Annotated in this window: 16 protein-coding genes and 1 pseudogene; 12 read left to right on the top strand and 5 right to left on the bottom strand. The window is 53.1% G+C overall.

All coding sequences use genetic code 11. From position 1 onward, the window contains the following. Positions 1 to 82: 82 nt before the first annotated feature. Together AC3RPL_RS07335 and AC3RPL_RS07330 are read right to left on the bottom strand one after the other, a co-directional pair. Positions 83 to 3,610: a glycosyltransferase gene (locus AC3RPL_RS07335; RefSeq protein WP_490739484.1), complete on the bottom strand. Its 3,528-nt coding sequence runs from the start codon at positions 3,608 to 3,610 to the stop codon at positions 83 to 85. A gap of 287 nt (positions 3,611 to 3,897) precedes the next feature. After that, complete coding sequence (locus AC3RPL_RS07330) at positions 3,898 to 5,181, bottom strand: FliC/FljB family flagellin (RefSeq protein ID WP_490739483.1); 1,284 nt, start codon at positions 5,179 to 5,181, stop codon at positions 3,898 to 3,900. A gap of 280 nt (positions 5,182 to 5,461) precedes the next feature. On the opposite strand from AC3RPL_RS07330, the gene fliD reads away from it, so the two are divergent. The 4 genes and pseudogenes from fliD to amyA all read left to right on the top strand — a co-directional run bounded on the left by fliD (position 5,462) and on the right by amyA (position 9,275). Then, on the top strand, positions 5,462 to 6,877 hold the full coding sequence (gene fliD, locus AC3RPL_RS07325) for a flagellar filament capping protein FliD (protein ID WP_490739482.1): 1,416 nt from the start codon (positions 5,462 to 5,464) through the stop codon (positions 6,875 to 6,877). Between the two features lie 12 nt (positions 6,878 to 6,889). Then, the gene (gene fliS / locus AC3RPL_RS07320; protein ID WP_034935608.1) at positions 6,890 to 7,297 is read left to right on the top strand and encodes a flagellar export chaperone FliS; all 408 of its coding nucleotides are present in this window, start codon (positions 6,890 to 6,892) and stop codon (positions 7,295 to 7,297) included. Continuing rightward, positions 7,298 to 7,666 (top strand): flagella biosynthesis regulatory protein FliT, encoded by a 369-nt coding sequence (gene fliT, locus AC3RPL_RS07315; protein ID WP_379890893.1) that lies wholly within the window; start codon positions 7,298 to 7,300, stop codon positions 7,664 to 7,666. Positions 7,667 to 7,797: 131 nt separating this feature from the next. Then, a pseudogene (gene amyA, locus AC3RPL_RS07310) lies at positions 7,798 to 9,275 on the top strand (alpha-amylase). 47 nt (positions 9,276 to 9,322) lie between these two features. Here the strand turns inward: amyA and yedD are convergent. Next, on the bottom strand, positions 9,323 to 9,805 hold the full coding sequence (gene yedD / locus AC3RPL_RS07305) for a lipoprotein YedD (protein ID WP_490739481.1): 483 nt from the start codon (positions 9,803 to 9,805) through the stop codon (positions 9,323 to 9,325). Positions 9,806 to 9,944: 139 nt separating this feature from the next. On the opposite strand from yedD, the gene AC3RPL_RS07300 reads away from it, so the two are divergent. The 3 genes from AC3RPL_RS07300 to AC3RPL_RS07290 all read left to right on the top strand — a co-directional run bounded on the left by AC3RPL_RS07300 (position 9,945) and on the right by AC3RPL_RS07290 (position 12,513). Next, a complete protein-coding gene (locus AC3RPL_RS07300) occupies positions 9,945 to 10,268 on the top strand; it encodes a DUF6388 family protein (protein WP_034935599.1) in 324 nt (107 codons plus the stop codon). Between the two features lie 419 nt (positions 10,269 to 10,687). Beyond that, the gene (locus AC3RPL_RS07295) at positions 10,688 to 12,082 is read left to right on the top strand and encodes a GGDEF domain-containing protein (protein WP_490739480.1); all 1,395 of its coding nucleotides are present in this window, start codon (positions 10,688 to 10,690) and stop codon (positions 12,080 to 12,082) included. A gap of 281 nt (positions 12,083 to 12,363) precedes the next feature. Then, on the top strand, positions 12,364 to 12,513 hold the full coding sequence (locus AC3RPL_RS07290) for a YmiA family putative membrane protein (protein WP_490739479.1): 150 nt from the start codon (positions 12,364 to 12,366) through the stop codon (positions 12,511 to 12,513). A 223-nt stretch (positions 12,514 to 12,736) separates the two neighbouring features. On the opposite strand, the gene AC3RPL_RS07285 is transcribed toward AC3RPL_RS07290, so the two are convergent. After that, a complete protein-coding gene (locus tag AC3RPL_RS07285) occupies positions 12,737 to 12,919 on the bottom strand; it encodes a hypothetical protein (RefSeq protein ID WP_490739478.1) in 183 nt (60 codons plus the stop codon). Between the two features lie 613 nt (positions 12,920 to 13,532). Between AC3RPL_RS07285 and AC3RPL_RS07280 the strand changes: the two genes are divergently transcribed. Continuing rightward, complete coding sequence (locus AC3RPL_RS07280) at positions 13,533 to 14,813, top strand: rhamnan synthesis F family protein (protein WP_490739477.1); 1,281 nt, start codon at positions 13,533 to 13,535, stop codon at positions 14,811 to 14,813. A gap of 278 nt (positions 14,814 to 15,091) precedes the next feature. Here AC3RPL_RS07280 and fliE read toward each other — a convergent pair whose 3' ends face one another. After that, positions 15,092 to 15,403 (bottom strand): flagellar hook-basal body complex protein FliE, encoded by a 312-nt coding sequence (gene fliE, locus AC3RPL_RS07275; protein WP_034935593.1) that lies wholly within the window; start codon positions 15,401 to 15,403, stop codon positions 15,092 to 15,094. Between the two features lie 238 nt (positions 15,404 to 15,641). Between fliE and fliF the strand changes: the two genes are divergently transcribed. From fliF to fliI, 4 genes are read left to right on the top strand one after another with little or no spacing between them, the layout of a single operon-like run. Further along, the gene (gene fliF / locus AC3RPL_RS07270) at positions 15,642 to 17,378 is read left to right on the top strand and encodes a flagellar basal-body MS-ring/collar protein FliF (protein WP_490739476.1); all 1,737 of its coding nucleotides are present in this window, start codon (positions 15,642 to 15,644) and stop codon (positions 17,376 to 17,378) included. Beyond that, positions 17,375 to 18,367 carry a flagellar motor switch protein FliG gene (gene fliG, locus AC3RPL_RS07265; RefSeq protein ID WP_034935588.1) on the top strand — a complete coding sequence of 331 codons (993 nt, stop codon included), beginning with the start codon at positions 17,375 to 17,377 and terminating at the stop codon, positions 18,365 to 18,367. The genes fliF and fliG overlap by 4 nt, the downstream gene beginning before the upstream one ends. Further along, positions 18,360 to 19,052, top strand: coding sequence for a flagellar assembly protein FliH (fliH, locus tag AC3RPL_RS07260; protein ID WP_490739475.1), 693 nt, complete (start codon positions 18,360 to 18,362; stop codon positions 19,050 to 19,052). The genes fliG and fliH overlap by 8 nt, the downstream gene beginning before the upstream one ends. Beyond that, entirely contained in the window at positions 19,052 to 20,413 is a 1,362-nt protein-coding gene (fliI, locus tag AC3RPL_RS07255) for a flagellar protein export ATPase FliI (protein ID WP_034935582.1), read from the top strand. Before fliH ends, fliI begins: the two co-directional genes overlap by 1 nt. Positions 20,414 to 20,425: the final 12 nt, after the last annotated feature.

Below are 20,425 nucleotides of genomic sequence, written 5' to 3'. Positions count from 1 at the left end.
GGCAGGGAGTGCGGATGTGCGGGCAGAGCGCCACGCCGGGAAGGGTGAACATGCGGCGGCAGGCCGCATGTTGCTTCACAACTTAGTCTGCGGTCCACGCCTTCAGCCACTGCGCGACATTGTCGCCGTTCAGCATCCAGTCACGACGTAACCTTGCCTGAAGCTCGTCGCCCATTCTGGCGCTGGCTTCCGCATCGTTCAGATGTTTACGAATAGCGTCACACCAGTCTTTGAAGCGGTTACGCACGCGGGTAACCGGCAGATCGCCGCGATAACAGGCCACGTCACTACAGATCACCGGCACGCCGCAGGCACCGTATTCCATCAGCCGCAGGTTACTTTTGCAGGCGTTAAAAATGTTGTCTTCCACCGGTGCCAGGGCTAAATCCAGATTGAGCGCGGCCAGCGTGGCCGGATAAATTTCAATATCCACGCCATAATGCAGTTCATGGATATAAGGACGCAGCTTGTGCGGACACATCCCCATAAATACCCATTCCACCTCATTAGCAAACTCTTTAACCACGTCAGCAATCATCTCCAGATCGCCGGTATGACTGGAGCCGCCCGCCCAGCCCACGCGGGGTTTCCTGCCCGTGCCACGCTGACTTTGCAGATTTCCCCACCAGTGCACCGGCAGGCGGTTATTCACTACCACAATATTGTCATGCATCCCTTTAAAGGCTTCGGCCAGCGGTTCGGTGGACACCACAAAGCGGTCGAAGAACCCGAGGCTTTTACGCATTTTTTTCCACATGTCTTGTTTAAAATCTTTGTGGTGATGATTTTTCAACGGCACATTCAGAATATAGTCATCCAGCTCGTAGACCCGGAAAAGATCGGTTGCCGCCACCACCGGTGCCATCCAGTTCTGGAAAATATCGGAGTAACGACGCTGGATGATCAGGCTGTCCGGTTTGTGCTGAGCAATTTCCGCGATGGTAAGCAGGCGATTGTGCAGCTTACCTCCGGCAATGCCCTCCTCTTCCATCGCCCGGAATGGCCCGATAATGCGATAGTGTCCACAGCCAGCGGAATCCGCATGATTCGCCATTATCACCGGCAGTCCGGGGCGCGTCACCGGAGACCAGCACAACGCGCTGTCGCTGTTAACATCGAACTGGCGGCTCTTCAGCGACAGGTTGGCATTAAACGCCGGATCGTTGGCGATTACCGGCAACCAGCGCCGGTAAAGCCAGGTTTCCTCATCCTGCCTGAGCGTTTTAACCGTCTGGCTGTCTTCGCCCTGGAAGGGTTGCTGACGAGCCGCCGGACGCAGGATGCGGGCATAAGGCGTCCACACCGTCAGGTAGCCCTGTTCACGGGCGCGTAGGCAGAAATCCACGTCATCATACAGCTGGCTGCTGGTGTCGAAACCACCGATGGCATCATAAACCTCGCGGCGCAGCAGCATAAAATCGCCGGATACCGCACTGTAATTCTGATCGATATGCAGTCGGCCCAGATAGCTGGCCTGGTCGTCAGGCATACCACGAAACGCATCGCCCACCGCGCCGTTCATCCCCAGCAGATAACCGGCATGACGCACGCGATTTTGTGTATTGAGCTGCTTGCCGCCAACGATGCCCACCTCCGGACGTTGCGCATGGTTCAGCATATTGTCCAGCCATTCGCCATCCATCACCGCCAGCTCGCAGTGCATCAGGGCCAGATATTCCCCCCGTGCCAGAGTGGCGGCCAGATTGACCATGCCGGCATGTTGCCAGTTGCCCGGATAATGCATCACTTTGATCCTGTTCGGATCGACGCTGGCGATGCTGCATAACCAGTTCTCCCGCTCAGGACTTTGCTGATTATCCGCCACGATGATCATTTCATAATTCAGATACGTGGTCTTTTCCAGCAGGGTGGTGACGCAGGCAATCAGCGACGGCAGGTGCCAGTTGGCAAGGATAACCAGAGAAACCAGCGGCTGGTGGTCGTGTTGATAGCGCAGACGATAATTACCGAATTTATCCATTGCCACCTCACCCTGCGGATAGCCGCGATTGGTCAGATGACGTCGTAAAATTTCTGCATCTTCCGCCACTACACGCCGGTTAAGGGTGGTCATCAGCAGCGGTTCAGCCAGATGTCCAATCACCCCGAATCCCTGGCTTTCAATCAGTTTGGTTACCAGGTCAAACTCACAGGAGGAAGGATAAGCAAGGTCAAAACCTTCTGCGGCCGCCAGCAGTTCACGCCGGTATAACCAGTGCTGAGCCATGGTTTTCGGCGCGCTGAGGAACAGATCCAGATTGAAATCGGGCCGGAATGCCACGCCGCCAGGATCGCCGTCGATAGCGAAAAATTCATCGGCATACAGCGCAAGAGCATTTCCCGCCTGCGGCAGTGAGGTAGCCAGTGCGCTCATTCCGGAAGGCAGAAAGGTGCTGCCGGCATCAACAAAAATAAACCACTCTTCATCGCGGCCGGTGAGCATCTGATTAATCACCTGCAGACGATTGTCTGCCGTGGCCGGATGGGCACTGACGCCGTCAGGCACGCTGTCACTGTTGCCGATAACCACTGGCGTAAGGCGGATGATACGGTTATCCGCCGCCGCCAGGCTTGCCAGCGTCAGCGTCAACCTGTCGGCAGAGATCCCGATGGCGGTGATCACCACGCCAACGCTGACCGGGCCGCCCCGCTCTGCCGCAAGCCCGGCGATATACGCCTGCTCGAAAGGCCGCAGTTGACGCTGAGCCAGCCAGCCGTTCAGCTCTGACTGGATGAAGTTGTTGTAATGCTGCTGGCTGAAGTTCTGGTATTCGAAGGTTTCCGGCGCGCTAAGGGGGGCCACGCGCACCATATTTTCGGCTTTCTGATAATGACTGAACCAGCTCTGCTGGCGCAGAAAGTGGAACACTTTATCCCGGTTGGCCACCACCTTGTCTTCGTTGTCGCGCTGCCCCGGCTGCTGATAAACGTTGGAGATGCGGATAGTGCACAGGGGTGAATTCACCCAGCCCAACAGTTTGCCAGGCAGTAACCGGCCATAGAGCACCAGCGCTTCCACTTCCAGCATGTTCTCGTTATTGATGGCAAAGAGTGAGCCATGCTGGTCAATCAACGCGAGTAAATCATCGCGCCGGAACAGCGCCACGCTCATTTCGCCGATCACGTTAAATCTCAGCGTACACTGGAAACGTAGCAGATCTTCGCCGTTGATCAGGCAGTCAGAGTGAACCAGCGAGGCATTGGAGAGAATATCCGGCTGGAGCGCGTTCAGGCAGTCAGCGCGAACCCGGCGGGCGGCCGCCACGGATACCATGGGATTATTGTGCATGGTGGCAAGCAGTTTGCTCAGGGCATCGGCTGCCAGCCAGTCAGCGTCGGCGAGAAACTTTATGTATTCCCCCTGCGCCTGCTGCGTGGCGTATTCGAACACGCCTTCCTGCTCTTTCGGATGCTTATACATCCGCACCGGATGACCGGGTTGATTAAGATAAGGTTCGGCAATTTTCTCGATGAAATTTTCACTGCTACTGTCAGCAATGAGAATTTCACACTGCGCATAATCCTGAGCCAGCGCGCTTTGCAACGCCTGTTCAAAAAAGGTGGGAATACGCGCGATGATGATGATGCTGACTAAGGCTGGCCTGGACATGGCTGGTCTGCTCCGGGGAATCTGCAATCCCAGTAAAGATAAGGGTTTGGGAGTCAATGATAGGGTTAATCTTAGCGACAAAAGCCAAATTCAATCGCCAGAGGAAGGGGGTAAAAGCAGTTTAATCCCTCTGTTCAGACTGCTGCCGCAGCGGGATAAAAACCGGTCTGACCGGGGCAATAAAAAAGGCCCGGAGCCAGTCGGTCTGAACAGATTCAGTCGATGGTTTTCCGGGCCTGTTGCCAGCATTACCCGCCGGTTTTCAGGCGGGTATTTGCAGAAGATTATTAGCCTTGCAGCAGAGACAGAACCTGCTGTGGTACCTGGTTAGCTTTCGCCAACACGGAGTTACCCGCCTGCTGAATAATCTGTGCTTTAGACATATTCGACACTTCCGTCGCGTAGTCCGCATCCTGGATACGAGACTGTGCTTCTGACAGGTTAGTCGTGGTGTTGCTCAGGTTGGTGATAGCAGAATCCAACCGGTTTTGTACCGCACCGAGGCTTGAACGGAACTTATCAACCTGTGCAATCGCTTTGTCCAGCAGCGCCAGCGGATCAGAAGTTGAAGTACCAGTGTACAGAGCGGTGTTACCGGTGTTAGAGATATCGTTAACGTTACTGGAGCCGGAAGTCGCAGTGTCGCCGCCGTTGGCAATGCCGCTTGCTGCCACTTTGTACTCTTTGCCCTGTACGGTGACGAAGCCGACTGCGTTACCGCTGGCATCTGCGCCAACTTTAATCGGCTGACCGGTCATCACACCAGAAGAGACGCCGTTGGTGCTGTCGCTGTAGTCAACTTCAGTTTTGTTCAGTTCAACTTTACCGCTTGAACCCACAGATACAGAGTAGTTGTCGCTACCAGAAGACACCACGTAGGTGCTGGTTGCTTTACCGCTGCTGTCCAGCACGTTGTGCAGAGACAGGCCAGAGGCTGCCACACCCAGACCAGAAGCAACATCGCTCAGGTCAACGGTAGACATGGTGCCGGAAGCCGCAGAACCTACCTGAGTAATAGAGTCGCCCAGGCTCAGAGCATTTTTGTCTACAGAGAAGCCTTTCAGGCCCAGAGTAGAAGAGTCGATTTTTTGCAGGTCGATAGAGATTGTTTCGCCATCGTTAGAACCAACCTGGATTTTCATGGTGCCGTCTTTAGCCAGCACGTTCACGCCGTTGAACTGAGTCTGACCAGATACACGGTCAATTTCGTCCAGACGGGATTTGATTTCGTCCTGGATTGAAGTCAGGTCGGAATCAGAGTTGGTGCCGTTCTGTGCCTGTACGGTCAGTTCACGAACACGCTGTAAGTTGTTGTTGATTTCAGACAGTGCGCCTTCAGTAGTCTGCGCAGCAGAGATACCGTCGTTGGCGTTACGAGATGCCTGAGTCAAGCCGTTGATGTTAGAAGTGAAGCGGTTAACAATCGCTTCGCCAGCCGCGTCATCTTTAGCGCTGTTGATACGCAGACCAGATGACAGACGCTCAATAGAAGTAGACAGAGCAGACTGGTTTTTGTTGATGTTGTTCTGGGTGATCAGCGAGAGGCTGTTGGTATTAATAACTTGTGCCATGATAAAGTTTCCTGTTAAATCGAATCGGGTTTAAGTTGGTCGGGCTTGTTTGCCCCCCGGCTTCATCGCCGTCAATGTAGTTATCGTCTGCCCCCTGGGAACCTTTAGAATTTTTTTAGCGCCTGACGAAATTTTTTTCTTCCTCCCCTACCCGTCGAAATACGCCTTTCCTTTATCGCTATTCTTGCCATTGCCCTTACGCAAATACTCGTAAACTTTCCCTGTGTCTGGCCGATAACCACGTAGTTCACTCTCCGTGTTGACTACAGAAGGAAACTTTATGACGACTATATCTAGTTTGGGAATCGGCTCGGGCCTTGATTTAAGCAGTATTCTGGACAACCTTGAAACGGCCGAAAAAGCCACCCTGAAGCCAATTTCAACTCAGCAGACTTCTTATACTGCTAAATTAAGCGCCTACGGCACACTGAAAAGCGCACTGACCACTTTTCAGACGGCGAATACCACGCTGAATAATGCCGATCTGTTTTCCTCTACTAAAGCAACCAGCACCAGCAGCGCCGTTAGCGCCACCACCACCAGCGGTGCGGTTGCCGGTAAATACAGCGTCAGCGTCTCTCAGCTGGCGACCGCACAGACCCTGACCTCTGCTTCCCAGAGCACCAACTCAACAGCGATTGCCAGTTCAGACAGCACGATTACGCTGCAAAAGGCAGATGGTTCAGCGGCGGTTAATATTTCGCTCACTGCGGCCAACTCTTCGCTGACCGGCATTCGTGATGCGATCAATAAAGCCGATGCGGGTGTCACCGCCAGTATTATCAAAACCGGCGACGGCAGCTATCGCCTGTCACTGACCTCAGACGACACCGGCACCGACAATGCAATGACCGTGGCGGTTACCGGTGACAGCACGCTGCAAAGCTTTCTCGCCTATGATGGCACCTCCAGCAGCAATATGACCCAGAGCGTCGCGGCACAAAACGCCAAGCTCACGGTGAATAACGTTGCCATCGAGAACAGCAGTAATACCATCAGCGATGCGCTGGAAGGGATTACCTTAAACCTGAGTGATGTCACCACTGGCAATCAAAGCCTGACCATCACCAAAGACACCTCCGGCGCGTCCTCGGCCATCACCAGTTGGGTGAACGCCTATAACGACTTGCAGGATCAGTTTGCCAGCCTGACCAAATACACGGCGGTGGATGCCGGTACGTCTACTCAGGACTCCAGCAACGGCGCGCTGGTCGCTGACAGTACGTTGCGGACCATTCAGTCACAGCTGAAAAGCCTGCTGACCAATGCCGCCAGTTCTTCGACTTATAAATCACTGTCGCAGATTGGTATCACCAGCGATCCTACCACCGGCGACCTGTCAGTGGATTCCACTACGCTCGACAGTGCGCTGACCAAAGATTCAGATGGGGTGAAGGCGATGATTATCGGTGATGGAAAAACCACCGGTATTGCCACCACCGTCGCCAGTAATCTTACCGGCTGGTTATCCACCACCGGGATATTGCAGGCAGCGACGGATGGCGTCAGTAAAACACTGAACAATCTGACCACCCAGTACAACGACCAGAGTACCCGTATTGATGCAATGGTGGCGCGCTACAAAACGCAGTTTACCGCGCTGGACGTGCTGATGACCAAACTCAACAGCACCAGTAGCTATCTGACTACCCAGTTCAGTACGTCAACCAGTTCTTCAAGCAGTTCATCATCGTAATAAGGAGTCAACATGTATAGCGCAAGCGGGACCAAAGCCTATGCAAAAATTGGGGTGGAGAGCGCAGTGATGAGCGCCAGCCCCGATCAACTGGTCACACTGCTGTTTGACGGGGCGCTCAGCGCCCTGGTTCGTGCCCGGTTATTTTTGCTCGATGGCAACATCGCCGGTAAAGGAGAGTCACTCTCCAAAGCCATCAATATTATTGAAAATGGACTGAGAAAAGGCCTGGATGAAAACAGCGGTGATGCACTGGCTGATAATCTTGCCTCTTTATATCGCTATATGGTGCATCGCCTGTTACAGGCTAATCTGCACAACGACAGCGAAGCGATTCAGGAAGTCGAAACGTTGCTGCGCAACATTGCCGACGCCTGGAAAGAAGTTTCCGGAACCACTGCTCTTCAGGATGCCGTTTAAATGAATATTGCGCCGCACATGCTCACCATTTACCAACAATTGTTAGTGCTCAGTCAGACGATGCTGCGTCTTGCCAGTGAAGGAAGCTGGGAAGAGTTGATTGAAATGGAAGTCGTTTATGTCAGTGCGGTAGAGAAACTGGCGGAAAGCACAAAGCAAACCCCCGTTCCGGCACACGTTCAGGATCAGTTGCGTCCTGTTCTGCGCCATATTCTGGATAATGAAGCTGAAGTGAAAAGTCTGCTGCAAGCAAGGATGACCGAACTTTCATCACTGATCGGTCAGGCGAGTCGGCAAAAGTCCGTTAACAAAGCCTATACCCGGGTACAGGGAGTGGTGCTGTTTCCACAAGAACCGGGCGGTATCTGACAGACACTGTGGCATGAATCTTACCCATCAACACCGACGGGCCAACACAGTATAAAATATCTGTGCCGGCCCGCGCTTTTCCCGGCCTGCTCCATACTTCAGATTCACCCGCTGAAAACTGGAGCACGGAGATGCAAAACCCCACGCTGTTGCAATTCTTCCACTGGTATTACCCCGATGGCAGTAAACTGTGGCCGGAAGCCGCAGAACGTGCCGCCTGGCTGGCGGAAATCGGCATAACCGATGTCTGGCTGCCCCCGGCGTATAAAGGCGAGTCCGGCGGCTATTCGGTGGGTTATGACACCTACGATCTGTTTGACCTGGGTGAGTTCGATCAGAAAGGCTCCCGCGCCACCAAATATGGTGATAAAGAGCAGTTGCTGGCTGCGGCCAATGCGCTGCGCGAAGCGGGGGTTGGCGTGGTGATGGATGTGGTGCTGAACCATAAAATGGGCGCAGACGAAAAAGAGCCGGTGCAGGTGAACCGGGTTAATCCTGACAACCGCGAGGAGATTGACCCGGAGGTGATGGAGGCCGAAGCCTGGACCCGTTTTACCTTTCCGGTGCGTGAAGGCAAGTATTCACAGTTTGTCTGGGACTTCAAATGCTTCAGCGGCGTCGATCATATCGAAAACCCTGATGAAAACGGCGTATTCAAAATCGTCAATGACTACACGGGCGAAGGATGGAACGACCAGGTGGACGATGAGCTGGGCAACTTCGATTATCTGATGGGTGCCAATATCGATTTCCGCAATCACGCGGTAACCGAAGAGCTTAAATACTGGGCGCGCTGGATGATGGAGCAACTCCCCTGCACCGGCTTTCGCCTTGATGCGGTAAAACACATTCCGCCTGGTTTTATAAAGAGTGGATCGAGCATGTTCAGCAGGTAGCAGAACAGCCTCTGTTTATTGTTGCTGAATACTGGTCCCATGAAGTTGACAAACTGCAACAGTATATTGACCAGGTGGACGGTAAAACCATGCTGTTTGATGCCCCCCCTGCAGATGAAATTTCATAACGCCTCCCGCGAGGGTGCGGATTATGACCTCAGCACCATTTTCAACGATACGCTGGTCGGGCACGACCCCTGGCATGCGGTGACTATCGTGGCTAACCATGACACACAGCCGTTACAGTCGCTTGAAGCTCCGGTCGAACCCTGGTTCAAACCGCTGGCCTATGCACTGATCCTGCTGCGTGAACAGGGTGTACCAACGATATTTTATCCGGATCTGTTTGGTGCCAGCTACGAAGATGAAGGCGGCGACGGGGAAAATACAGTATTGAGATGCCCGTAATTCCGGAACTGGAAGCGCTGATTCGCGCCCGCCAGCTTTATGCCCACGGCGTGCAGACAGAATGGTTTGATCACGCTAACTGCGTTGCCTTTGCCCGCAGCGGAACGCAGGAGCATCCCGGCTGCGTGGTTATCATGAACGGCGATGAGGGGGAAAAGACCCTGGCGCTGGGGGCTGACTTTGCAGGCAGGCAGTGGCGCGATTATCTGCAACACCGCGAGGAGAGCGTCAGTTCTGATGACGAGGGAAATGCGCTGTTCCGCTGTAATGCCGGTAGCGTCAGCGTCTGGGTGCTGGAGGATTAAGCATTCACCCGTGCAGGTCACTGCCATGCACGGGGTTCAGGCGGAAGTCAGAACTTACTGTTTCTGAGTGACGATTTGTGATGTGATTTTCCACTGCTGGCGGCTTTTTTTACGGGCTGGGCCGCAGGCTCGCTGCTCAGCTGTTTCAGCGCATCCTGACACGCCGGCGTAAGCTGACTGACCCTTTGCAGCACCAGCTTGTCGTAGTGCAGCTCGTGGCCGCTTAGCGCCAGCGTCATCACCCTTCCCTCATTATTAACGTTCACCCAGTCGCCGCTGAACTGAGTCACCTTACCGGGCTTGGCGATGACGCGCTGCCACTGGCGGCAATCCAGCGTATCCCCCGACGCACTGATAAACAGACTGGCCGTCGCTTCCTTACTCACCAACCCCTTTTGTGGCCCCATGCTTTGCCAGTTACCTACCAGATCAACCGGCGGTGGGGTCTTTACTGCACTCTGATAGTTGGGTATCCGGGCACAGCCAGGCAGCACCACCGCTACGGCAGCGGCTAACATCCACTTTTTCATATTCCGTTCCTGACTCATCGACCAGGCGCTAACTTATAATGTCTTCCGCACCATCGCAAGCTGCACCGTGTGCCAAAGTGATTTCACCGCAATCGGGCTACGTGTAAACTGACGCCTCTTTTTTATCGCCGGACCCGTTATGAAAACCATCGAAGAGTATTACGCCATCGCCACCGACCTGTTTCTTGAAGCCTGTCCGGAGATTAAAGCAGCTATCGCCAGCCTCAGCGAGGCAGATGCGGAGCAGATGGGTATGAGCCTGCCGCAGTTGCAGGCGCTCCAGAAGGATCGCGCCTGGGCGGCCTGGGTTCGTGAGAAAAAACTGGACGGGATGTTGTTCGCCATCCAGCTGGCCGAGCCGGATAAAGCGGTGGCTGCCGAGGCAATTGAAACGTATCTGCATCAGCATGCAGCCGCACTGGGCATGAGCTGGGAAGAGTTTTGTATTAAAAACGATCTGTAAAACCGCACGGCCAGCTTGCGCCCGGCCAGGTGCAAAGGCATGGCATCAGTGGCGGATACCTGATGCTGGCGTGCCAAGATGGTTAACGCTACCCTGCTTTTGCAGTAAAACGGCAGCAGATTATCGTGTACTAATAAAAACTTTTTGCCTCGTCAATGATGACGCTCTGACCCTGCGCCCTTCCGTTCAGCGTCCATCATTAATCCCTGCAATTTTCTTGATTAATAACAATAACCTGCGTGTCGCCGCCGCCTGCTTAAGATAAAAAGTCAGGCGATTGCTTTATTCGTGCGGCTCACGTATGTTATGCCATCATTATTTAACGCTCAAAATTTGTGCGTTCAGTCGGACCGCTTCAGAACGCTGCCATGTCGCTGACTGCCTGTGTCTTATTGCCCGAAAATAGCCTTGAGCAAAACATGCAACGAAATAAATATAAATTTGATCAGGTCCTGTTATTCCTTGTTCTCTCCTGCGCGTTAACTGCTTTCAGCCATTACAGCAAGGCTTTAATTGCTCCCACGCTTTTCTGGCCTGCCAATGCCATTCTCACCGGATTGCTGGTACGTTTTCCGCAGCTTGATTACCGCTTTGTTCTGCCAGCGATTTATCCTGGTCTGGTACTGGGCGATGTGCTGGGCGGTTCACCGTTAATTAACGCTGTGCAATCTGATATCGCCAGTATGGCGTTTATTATCACGGCATGGATGCTGTTGCTGTCAAAGCATCTCACGCAGCACTATCCGCGCCGCCTGCGGGCGCTGATTCGCATTTTCCCGGCCACCGTGATTGCTGCCGCCGTCTGTGCCGGTCTGAGCAGTAATACCCGCCAGCCTGCTTTTCATGACGATTTTTTTAGCGTGTGGCTGGCCTGGTTTTGCGAACAGTTTTCCACGGCTATCCTGCTGCTGCCGCTGATCATTACCCTGCCGCGTCGCAATGAACTCAGGCCACTGCTCTCAGAGCTGAAAGCGTCTCCGCTGCTGCCGGTGGTCATGCTGATGCTCTCCACCGTGACCGGTATCCATATCGGCGGGGGTGGCAGCCTGATGTTTCCGCTCCCGGCATTAATGTGGTGTGCTATCAGCTATCCCATCTTTCTGACCTGTCTGTTAACCATGCTGACCGGTATTACCGAAATTGCGATGGTGGCGGGCAATGTGCTGGAGATTCAGGGCCCTGACCACTTATTCCGTCTCGACAGCATTGCCTCTGCCCGTCTGGGGGTGGCTGCGATGGCGATCAGTCCGCTCATTGTCGCGCTGAGCACCACGGCGAATAAGAAGCTGGTCGCCCGCATTACCCGGCGGGCTGATTATGACTTTCTGACCGGTGCATTGACCCGCAGCGGATTGTCATCGCGGCTTGACACCATGATGGCTCGTCGGGACCGTCCGGACGTATTTTACGGGGCGATATTTATCATCGATATTGACCACTTTAAAAAAATTAACGACAGCTGGGGTCACGCCGCCGGGGATTATGTGTTGGCAAAAACGGTGGAACGCATCCGTCAGTCCCTGCAACAGAGCGCGATTATCAGCAGAATGGGCGGTGAAGAGTTTCTGGTGCTGGTCGAGGGGATCTCTCAACCGCGCGCCTGTCTGCTGGCGGAGCGCCTGCGGCAAAGTATCGCACAGCATTCACTGACACTTAACGGTGAGGATCTGAGCGTGACGGTCAGTATCGGCATCAGTATGCTGAATAACGTCAACGCCAGCAGTCTGGATGAGTCGATCAATGCCGCAGATGAACAGCTTTACATTGCTAAAAGCAGCGGCAGAAATCGCATCAGCCCACAGTTTGTGCTGTAAATCGCCCCTCGCTTACAGAATCAGCGCCGAAATGCGGGGGCAGCTTCATCTGTATGGCCGGTCAGTGCTCAGGCCGCCCGGTCTGGTTCACGCCAGCAGAGAAAGTGATCAGACGCTGATGAGAAACATTCAGCCACCATCTTTGGTTTTAGTCAAAAATAGTCAGATAAATTTCCGAATAAAAAGCGCGTTTATTCTTCATTTATCCGAGGCTGATTATATTTATCCTCAGCAGCAAAAAACCTGTTACCTGTTCTCAGCTGTTAAGAGGCGAAATAAATATGAACATCAACTTATCTGCCCGTCAGACTCACTCTCATTTTTTTAAAAATATATGTCGGGTTAATATCAAACGCCGTGCATGGCTGGCGGTTTTTTTGTTTTCAGGGTTTTTCTGGTCAGCCCTGAGTTTTTCATTAATAACATTTTAGTCAGCAGCATTCCCCTAAAAAATTGCCCGGAGAAAGACATCCTGCAAATAATTAGCTACAGATGTTTCTTTAAAAAATTACACCTGACAGGAAAACGGCATTCGGGGTGATAAGTATGAACTGACTCAGGCTCAGCGTAATTTAATACTATTATCTTTTTATCAATTTTCAGCAGCCTGTAATGGCAGCTGGCTATAGCAATATAATAACTGAATATATTTTCTTACCGACTTTGCTGTCGTGAGATATCACGCTGCAAGGTGAAATCTGCACCGGTACCGATGATTTTATTTTTTTCAGCGCTGACTGCCGCTACGGTTTGTTGCAGGGTTACTCTGGTCACCCGCATCCATAGCAGTCTGCTACTTTTTTCCGCGGTAAGACAACATGCACTCATTCTTTCCACAATCACCCTGCCTTACCCCACGACTAACAGCCCCGCAGGATAGTCCTGTTGATAACATTGACTAAATGTGATTATTACACAAGGGAAATACAATGTGAGCCGGTACAGCGTTGAGGAGTAAAATGATAACTCGTGGCAAAATTAGCAGGGCAGTAGCTTTAAGTGTGCGGTTAAGTTCTGTGCCCGGCGGGCCTCGCTGACGCTGCATACATTTTTGTTCATTTTTCAACCAGAACTACAGAATAAAATCGAACGCCCGATTTTCATCTGTATCCTCTGTCGGCATTAGTGAACATGTTAGTTCTTCTGCTAACCAGAAAAAGCTCAACGGCTTCATGGAAATATCCGGTACCAGGCTGGAATTTTTTTTGCAGTAATAAGAGCCGGTCATCAGCATTATCCGCAATGCCCACCCAGAGCGTTCAGTGCCAGTTATTTATCGCAATTCTTAATTTCCGCAGAGGTCTGTATCTACTGGTAAAAAAAAGCACAACGAATTTTAGATGGAATTCTCACAAGCTTGCTACAATATGCATTTCTTCTTCTGTTAACGTTTGCCTGGTACATAAAAAAAATGCTATAAAGCGCCATTGCTTAAAAAGGATTCATGGACATGCCAAGAGTCAGAACACTTTCCAAAAACCTGGCTGTAAAACTTTATCTGGATACGCACTTCACCGTCAGATCGCTTTCTGAAACTTACCGAACTAAAAGCAAGTTAGTGGTGGTAAATGAAAACAGTCACCCCTCAGAGCTGATCGTGGTTATGGCGCTGTATGAAAAGGGACTGTTAAGAAAAGACGTTGAAAGATTTCTCACCGCACTGAAGAGAAAAGGGGCGATGGTCATTGCCGCCAACACCTCATCACTGGTGCGTGAAGAAGCAGAAAGAATATCCCAGCTTATTGATGTCTATATCGAAAGAGATAACCTTGGCCGCGATTTTGGCAGTTATAAAGACTGTTTTAATTACCTGTATAAAAAAAATCTCCACCAGCAGTGCCAACGCCTGATTATGTGCAATGACAGCGTCTATTACTGCACCGATGGGCTGGATGAATTTATTGATGAAATGATATCCACTAAAAAAAATGTGCTTGGTGCTACGGAGAATCACGACATCGAGAGGCATCTTGGTTCATTCTTCATCAGTCTTTCCAGTGCGATAATCAATAATAAAAAATTCATCCAGTACTGGTCTGATTATAAGAAAACCAATGTTCGCCCGAAAATAATAAAAACCGGTGAGTTGGGTCTGTCGAAAGTACTTAAGTCAATCAGTCTGGGTGATGACGACTGTGTTGCTTTATACAACGCGCAGTATATTGATAAATGGGCATCAGACACCCCCCGACTGGTCGAGTTAATCAGGTCGATGCGAGACGGTGACGATTTTTCAGGCTCGGCTGTCAGCCTGAATAAACGCTTTTGCCAGAATGTTGTCATTGACTCTTACTTCAGGAAATATATGAAAGGTATATTGGTCCTGAAGAACAAGGATTACTACCACAACGAAGAATATTATCAGGATGAGATAGAAACCGGAGCCCATTTTCTCAGCTTTATGCAGTGGCTCGACTACCTGAAAATGCCAGGCTCAGAGCCAACAAAAGAGCTGCTGAATGCGTTAAAAAGCGTCTGTATCGAGCTGTTGACCCAGGGTTCACAGATCCACCACAATGGCCTGATTTTCAAAAAACTCGGGTTACCGATAATCAAACTCGATTTGCTGTACCGCTGTGCCTACAGCATGTATGACATTATCAGGATCACCGAATCGATTACCGATCCGCAGGAAGCAGAAGAATTCAAAAAAATGATCGCTGCCCGCCTCCCCGGAAAAAACTTCCACTTCGGTTTCAAAAAGCTGGCGTTCAAACACGGCTATATTTAATAGTTAAACGGCTAAGGCAGGACACACCTGCGTTAGCCGCCTGAATCAACCCTTTGATTGCCAGACAACTCATCACCATTTTTAAACGCAACCTCTTCTGCCGGTAACCAGGTGCATCGCTGCTGCCCTGCGGGTAAATGACGGGCAGCACAAATGACAGCAGGATGCCGAAGCCGACATCCAACCTTCATGGGTTGCATAACTCACTTTGAATGCCACAGCGCCGCCGGGTGTCCCGGTAAAAGAACCCTGGGAATTTACAGCCGTTAATCAGCCCACTACACCTGCATATTCATAATATCGGTATAGGCACTGACCAGTTTGTTACGCACCTGAATGCCCATCTGCATTGATACCGATGACTTCTGCATATCCACCATCACATCGTTCAGATTGACGCCCGGCTTACCCAGCTCGAAGTCCTGCGCCTGCGTGCGCGCCGTGTTCTGTGTGTCACTGATTTTATCCAGCGCCGCCTTCAGCTCCCCGGCAAAATCAGCCTGGTTCGTTGCTTCGGTCGTGCCGCCACTCGCTTTCACCGCTGCGGTTTGCAGCTGTTGAATCACACTCTCAATACCCTGAATTGCCATTCTCATCTCCGGTTGTTGCACAGCGGTAATTTCACTGCTGCAAAACTTAACACAGTGTCAAACGGACAAAGCCGCTAAATGAGAGCAAAAAAGATGGCTTATCCACCCATCGAATTTCCGGTTTAAGAAAATAATGGCAGGTATCAGAAGTGAAAATTTTTTGTAAGTCGCTCAGGGAGTCAGTTTTGTTACGACACTACACGAAACAGTCCGGTCAACTGTCAGGCAGGAAAGAGTCATGAATGCAACTGTCACGCAGGATCAACCAGAGAAGAAAGGCCTGAACGACCTTTTCGCTCGCCTACGCGCTAATCCTCGCATCCCGATGATCATTGCAGCGGCGGCGGCCATCGCCATTGTTATCGCCATGGTATTGTGGGCCAGACAGCCCGACTACCGTGTGCTTTATAACAACCTCAGCGATGAGGACGGTGGCGCGATCATCACTCAGCTGACCCAGATGAACATCCCCTATCAGTTCGATGATAAAAGCGGCGCGATTACCGTACCCGCTGAAAAAGTTTACGAACTGCGCCTGCGTCTTGCTCAGCAGGGGCTGCCGAAAGGCGGCGCGGTAGGTTTTGAGCTGCTGGACCAGGAAAAATTCGGTATCAGCCAGTTCAGCGAACAGGTTAATTACCAGCGTGCGCTGGAAGGTGAACTGTCACGCACCATTGAAACCTTAGGCCCGGTGAAAAATGTTCGTGTCCATCTCGCCATGCCAAAACCGACCCTGTTTGTCCGTGAGCAGAAATCTCCGACCGCCTCCGTCACCCTCAACCTGCAACCTGGCCGCGCACTCGATCCGGGCCAGGTCAGCGCCATCGTGCATATGGTTTCCAGCAGCGTAGCCGGGCTGCCACCGGGCAACGTGACCGTTGTTGACCAGGCGGGCCATTTGCTGACCCAGTCTGACAATGCCGGTCGCGACCTGAATGATGCGCAACTGAAATATGCCACCGATGTGGAGAACCGTTACCAGCAGCGTATCGAAGCTATCCTTAACCCCATTGTGGGCAACGGTAACGTCCACGCGCAGGTCACCGCGCAAATTGACTTTAACAGCCGTGAACAGACTGACGAAAAATACCAGCCGAACAGCGACCCGGCTAACCAGGCTATTCGTTCACGTCAGACCAACAGTAGCGAGCAGATTGGTGGCCAGTATCCGGGTGGTGTCCCCGGTGCCCTGTCCAATCAGCCTGCTCCTGCCAACAGTGCTCCTGTTACCACGCCCAACAACAATAACAACCAGGCGAATGGCAACAACGCAAATGGCAACAATGCGAATGGCAATACGGCGAATAACAACGCGAATCAGAACAACAGCAGTAAGAGTACCGTTCCGTCTAATACCAGTAATGCGAATACCACCAACTACGAGGTGGATCGCACCATTCTTCACACCAAAATGAATGTGGGTGAAGTACAGCGTCTTTCAGTGGCAGTAGTGGTCAATTACAAGGCCGACGCGGCGGGTAAACCGATTGCACTGAGCGATGCACAGATTAAGCAGATTGAAAATCTGACCCGCGAAGCGATGGGCTATTCCGATAAACGCGGCGACAGCCTCAACGTGGTCAACTCGCAGTTTAATGAAACCGCAGAAACCGGTGGCGACCTGCCATTCTGGCAGCAGCAGTCGTTTATCGACCAGATTATGGAAGCGGGTCGCTGGTTGCTGGTGCTGATTGTGGCCTGGATACTTTATCGCAAGCTGGTTCGCCCACAGCTGCGTCGTAAAGCGGAACAGGACAGAGTAGCCGCCGAAGCCGTGGCTATCGCCCAGCAGAATCGTTCTCCGGATGAAGATGCTGTCTCCGTCAAGCTGTCGAAAGATGAACTTGACCAGGAACGTAAGTCTCAGCACCGCATGAGCGCTGAGGTAATGAGCCAACGCATTCGTGAAATGTCAGAAAATGACCCACGCGTGGTGGCTCTGGTCATTCGCCAGTGGATGAAGGACGAACTATGAGTCTTAACGGTACCGAAAAAAGCGCCATCCTGATGATGACCATTGGCGAAGACCGCGCTGCGGAGGTGTTCAAACACCTCGGCACCCGCGAAGTTCAGCACCTGAGTGCCGCTATCTCTAATATGCGTCAGGTGTCGCATAAGCAGCTGACCGAAGTGCTGCGTGAATTTGAAGTGGATGCGGAACAGTTCGCCGCGCTGAGCGTCAACTCCAATGACTATCTGCGTACCGTACTGGTGAAAGCGCTGGGCGAAGAGCGTGCTTCCAGCCTGCTGGAAGACATTCTGGAAACCCGCGAAACCACCAGCGGTATGGAAACGCTTAACTTTATGGAACCACAGGCGGCTGCCGATCTGATCCGCGACGAACATCCGCAGATCATCGCCACCATTCTGGTCCATCTGAAACGCGCGCAGGCGGCCGATATTCTGGCGCAGTTCGACGAGCGTCTGCGTCACGATGTGATGCTGCGTATTGCCACCTTTGGTGGGGTGCAGCCTGCCGCGCTGGCCGAGCTGACCGAAGTGCTCAATGGCCTGCTCGACGGTCAGAACCTCAAACGTGCGAAGATGGGCGGCGTAAGAACCGCAGCGGAAATCATCAACCTGATGAAAACGCAGCAGGAAGAAGCCGTTATCGAAGCGGTTCGCGAATTCGATGGCGAACTGGCACAGAAAATCATCGACGAGATGTTCCTGTTCGAAAACCTGGTGGAAGTCGACGACCGCAGTATCCAGCGTCTGTTGCAGGAAGTGGAATCCGAATCGCTGCTGATCGCGCTGAAAGGCTCCGACCAGCCACTGCGCGAGAAATTCCTGCGCAACATGTCCCAGCGCGCCGCCGATATCCTGCGCGACGACCTGGCAAACCGGGGACCGATGCGTATGTCTGCGGTCGAGAACGAACAGAAAGCGATCCTGCTTATTGTTCGTCGTCTGGCAGAGAGCGGCGAGATGGTAATCGGCGGTGGCGAGGAACAGTATGTCTGATAACGCATCCCTGCCCTGGCAACGCTGGCAGCCCAACGACCTGGGCCAGCTGAACAAGTCGTTAAGCGAACCACTGGACGAGCCGCCCCCGCAACCGGAAGAGTCCTTCAACCAGCAGCAGTTTGAGCTGGAACAGTTGCAGACGCAGGTGCGCAATGAAGCACAGGGGCTGGGTTACGCCGAAGGCCAGCAGAAAGGCTACAGCGAAGGGCAACGAACCGGTTACGAAGCCGGTTTTCAGCAGGGGCTGATGGATGCGCAGCAGCAGCAGGCCCCTTTGCAGGCGCGGATGCAGCAGCTGGTTTCAGAATTCCACCAGACGCTGGAGGCCCTTGACAGCGTGATTGCCGCCCGCCTGATGCAGATGGCGCTTGAAGCAGCCCGTCAGGTGATCGGCCAGGCACCGCACGTTGACGGCACCGCCCTGCTGCGGCAAATCCAGGGCATGATTCAGCAGGAACCGATGTTCAGCGGCAAACCCACCCTGCGCGTGCATCCGGACGATCTGCCGCGTATTGAGCAGAATCTGGGGGCGACGCTCAGCCTGCATAACTGGCGGCTGGTTGCCGACAGCACCATCCATCCGGGTGGCTGTAAAGTCAGCGCTGAAGATGGCGATCTGGATGCCAGTATCGCCACCCGCTGGCATGAACTCTGCCGCCTGGCCGCACCGGGGGAACTCTGATGAGTACCCGCCTGTCACGCTGGCTGGGGGCACTTGACGCCTTCGAACACCGTCTGACGCAGTTACCCGACGTGCGTCGCTATGGCCGCCTGACCCGCGCTACCGGTCTGGTGCTTGAAGCCACCGGCCTGCAACTGCCGCTGGGTGCCACCTGCGTTATCGAACGTGCCGACGCCAACGGTATCGCTGAAGTGGAAAGCGAAGTGGTGGGCTTTAACGGGCAGAAACTGTTTCTGATGCCGCTGGAAGAAGTGGAAGGCATCTTGCCCGGCGCGCGGGTTTATGCCCGCGTGGCCGGGGACAATCAGCAAAGCGGTAAGCAGCTGATGCTGGGCCCGGAACTGTTAGGCCGGGTACTGGATGGAAGCGGTCGGCCGCTGGACGGCCTGCCTTCACCGGAAACCGGCTATCGCGCACCGTTGATCACCCCACCCTTTAATCCGCTGCAACGTACGCCGATTACCGACGTGCTGGATACCGGTGTGCGGGCGATCAACGCCCTGCTCACCGTCGGACGCGGTCAGCGTATGGGGCTGTTTGCCGGTTCCGGCGTCGGCAAAAGCGTGTTGTTGGGCATGATGGCCCGTTACACCAAGGCCGATGTGATTGTGGTGGGATTAATCGGCGAACGTGGTCGTGAAGTAAAAGACTTCATTGAAAACATTCTTGGCAGCGAGGGCCGCGCCCGTGCCGTGGTTATCGCCGCCCCGGCGGACGTGTCGCCGTTGCTGCGGATGCAGGGTGCCGCTTATGCCACCCGTATCGCCGAAGATTTCCGTGACCGTGGTCAGCATGTGCTGCTGATTATGGATTCCCTGACCCGCTATGCCATGGCCCAGCGTGAGATTGCGCTGGCTATTGGCGAGCCACCGGCCACCAAAGGTTATCCGCCGTCGGTCTTTGCCAAACTGCCCGCACTGGTCGAACGCGCCGGTAACGGTATTGATGGTGGCGGCTCGATTACCGCTTTTTATACCGTGCTGACCGAAGGGGATGACCAGCAGGACCCGATTGCCGACTCGGCGCGTGCCATCCTCGATGGTCACATTGTGCTTTCACGTCGTCTGGCAGAATCGGGGCATTATCCGGCCATCGATATTGAGGCCTCGATCAGCCGCGTAATGGCGCATCTGATCGATGAAAATCATTACGCACGGGTACGCCAGTTCAAACAGCTGCTGTCGAGCTATCAGCGCAACCGCGACCTGGTCAGCGTGGGCGCCTATGCCGCAGGCAGCGATCCAATGCTGGACAAAGCGATTAAACTTTATCCTGAGCTGGAAACTTTTCTGCAACAGGGAATGTTTGAACGCAGTACTTATGACGATGCCTGCCTGCATTTACAGGCAATTTTTGGCTAACGGGTGGAGATG

The organism is Erwinia papayae, from assembly GCF_058241465.1.
This window is presented reverse-complemented; position numbering and strand designations above follow the sequence as displayed.

Coding starts and splice junctions, on each gene's coding strand:
- AC3RPL_RS07280 (WP_490739477.1), top strand. CDS start 13,533: ATGCCAAGAGTCAGAACACTTTCCAAAAACCTGGCTGTAAAACTTTAT.
- fliS (WP_034935608.1), top strand. CDS start 6,890: ATGTATAGCGCAAGCGGGACCAAAGCCTATGCAAAAATTGGGGTGGAG.
- AC3RPL_RS07300 (WP_034935599.1), top strand. CDS start 9,945: ATGAAAACCATCGAAGAGTATTACGCCATCGCCACCGACCTGTTTCTT.
- fliF (WP_490739476.1), top strand. CDS start 15,642: ATGAATGCAACTGTCACGCAGGATCAACCAGAGAAGAAAGGCCTGAAC.
- fliI (WP_034935582.1), top strand. CDS start 19,052: ATGAGTACCCGCCTGTCACGCTGGCTGGGGGCACTTGACGCCTTCGAA.
- yedD (WP_490739481.1), bottom strand. CDS start 9,805: ATGAAAAAGTGGATGTTAGCCGCTGCCGTAGCGGTGGTGCTGCCTGGC.
- AC3RPL_RS07330 (WP_490739483.1), bottom strand. CDS start 5,181: ATGGCACAAGTTATTAATACCAACAGCCTCTCGCTGATCACCCAGAAC.
- fliT (WP_379890893.1), top strand. CDS start 7,298: ATGAATATTGCGCCGCACATGCTCACCATTTACCAACAATTGTTAGTG.
- AC3RPL_RS07295 (WP_490739480.1), top strand. CDS start 10,688: ATGCAACGAAATAAATATAAATTTGATCAGGTCCTGTTATTCCTTGTT.
- AC3RPL_RS07290 (WP_490739479.1), top strand. CDS start 12,364: ATGAACATCAACTTATCTGCCCGTCAGACTCACTCTCATTTTTTTAAA.
- fliH (WP_490739475.1), top strand. CDS start 18,360: ATGTCTGATAACGCATCCCTGCCCTGGCAACGCTGGCAGCCCAACGAC.
- fliE (WP_034935593.1), bottom strand. CDS start 15,403: ATGGCAATTCAGGGTATTGAGAGTGTGATTCAACAGCTGCAAACCGCA.
- AC3RPL_RS07335 (WP_490739484.1), bottom strand. CDS start 3,610: ATGTCCAGGCCAGCCTTAGTCAGCATCATCATCATCGCGCGTATTCCC.
- fliD (WP_490739482.1), top strand. CDS start 5,462: ATGACGACTATATCTAGTTTGGGAATCGGCTCGGGCCTTGATTTAAGC.
- fliG (WP_034935588.1), top strand. CDS start 17,375: ATGAGTCTTAACGGTACCGAAAAAAGCGCCATCCTGATGATGACCATT.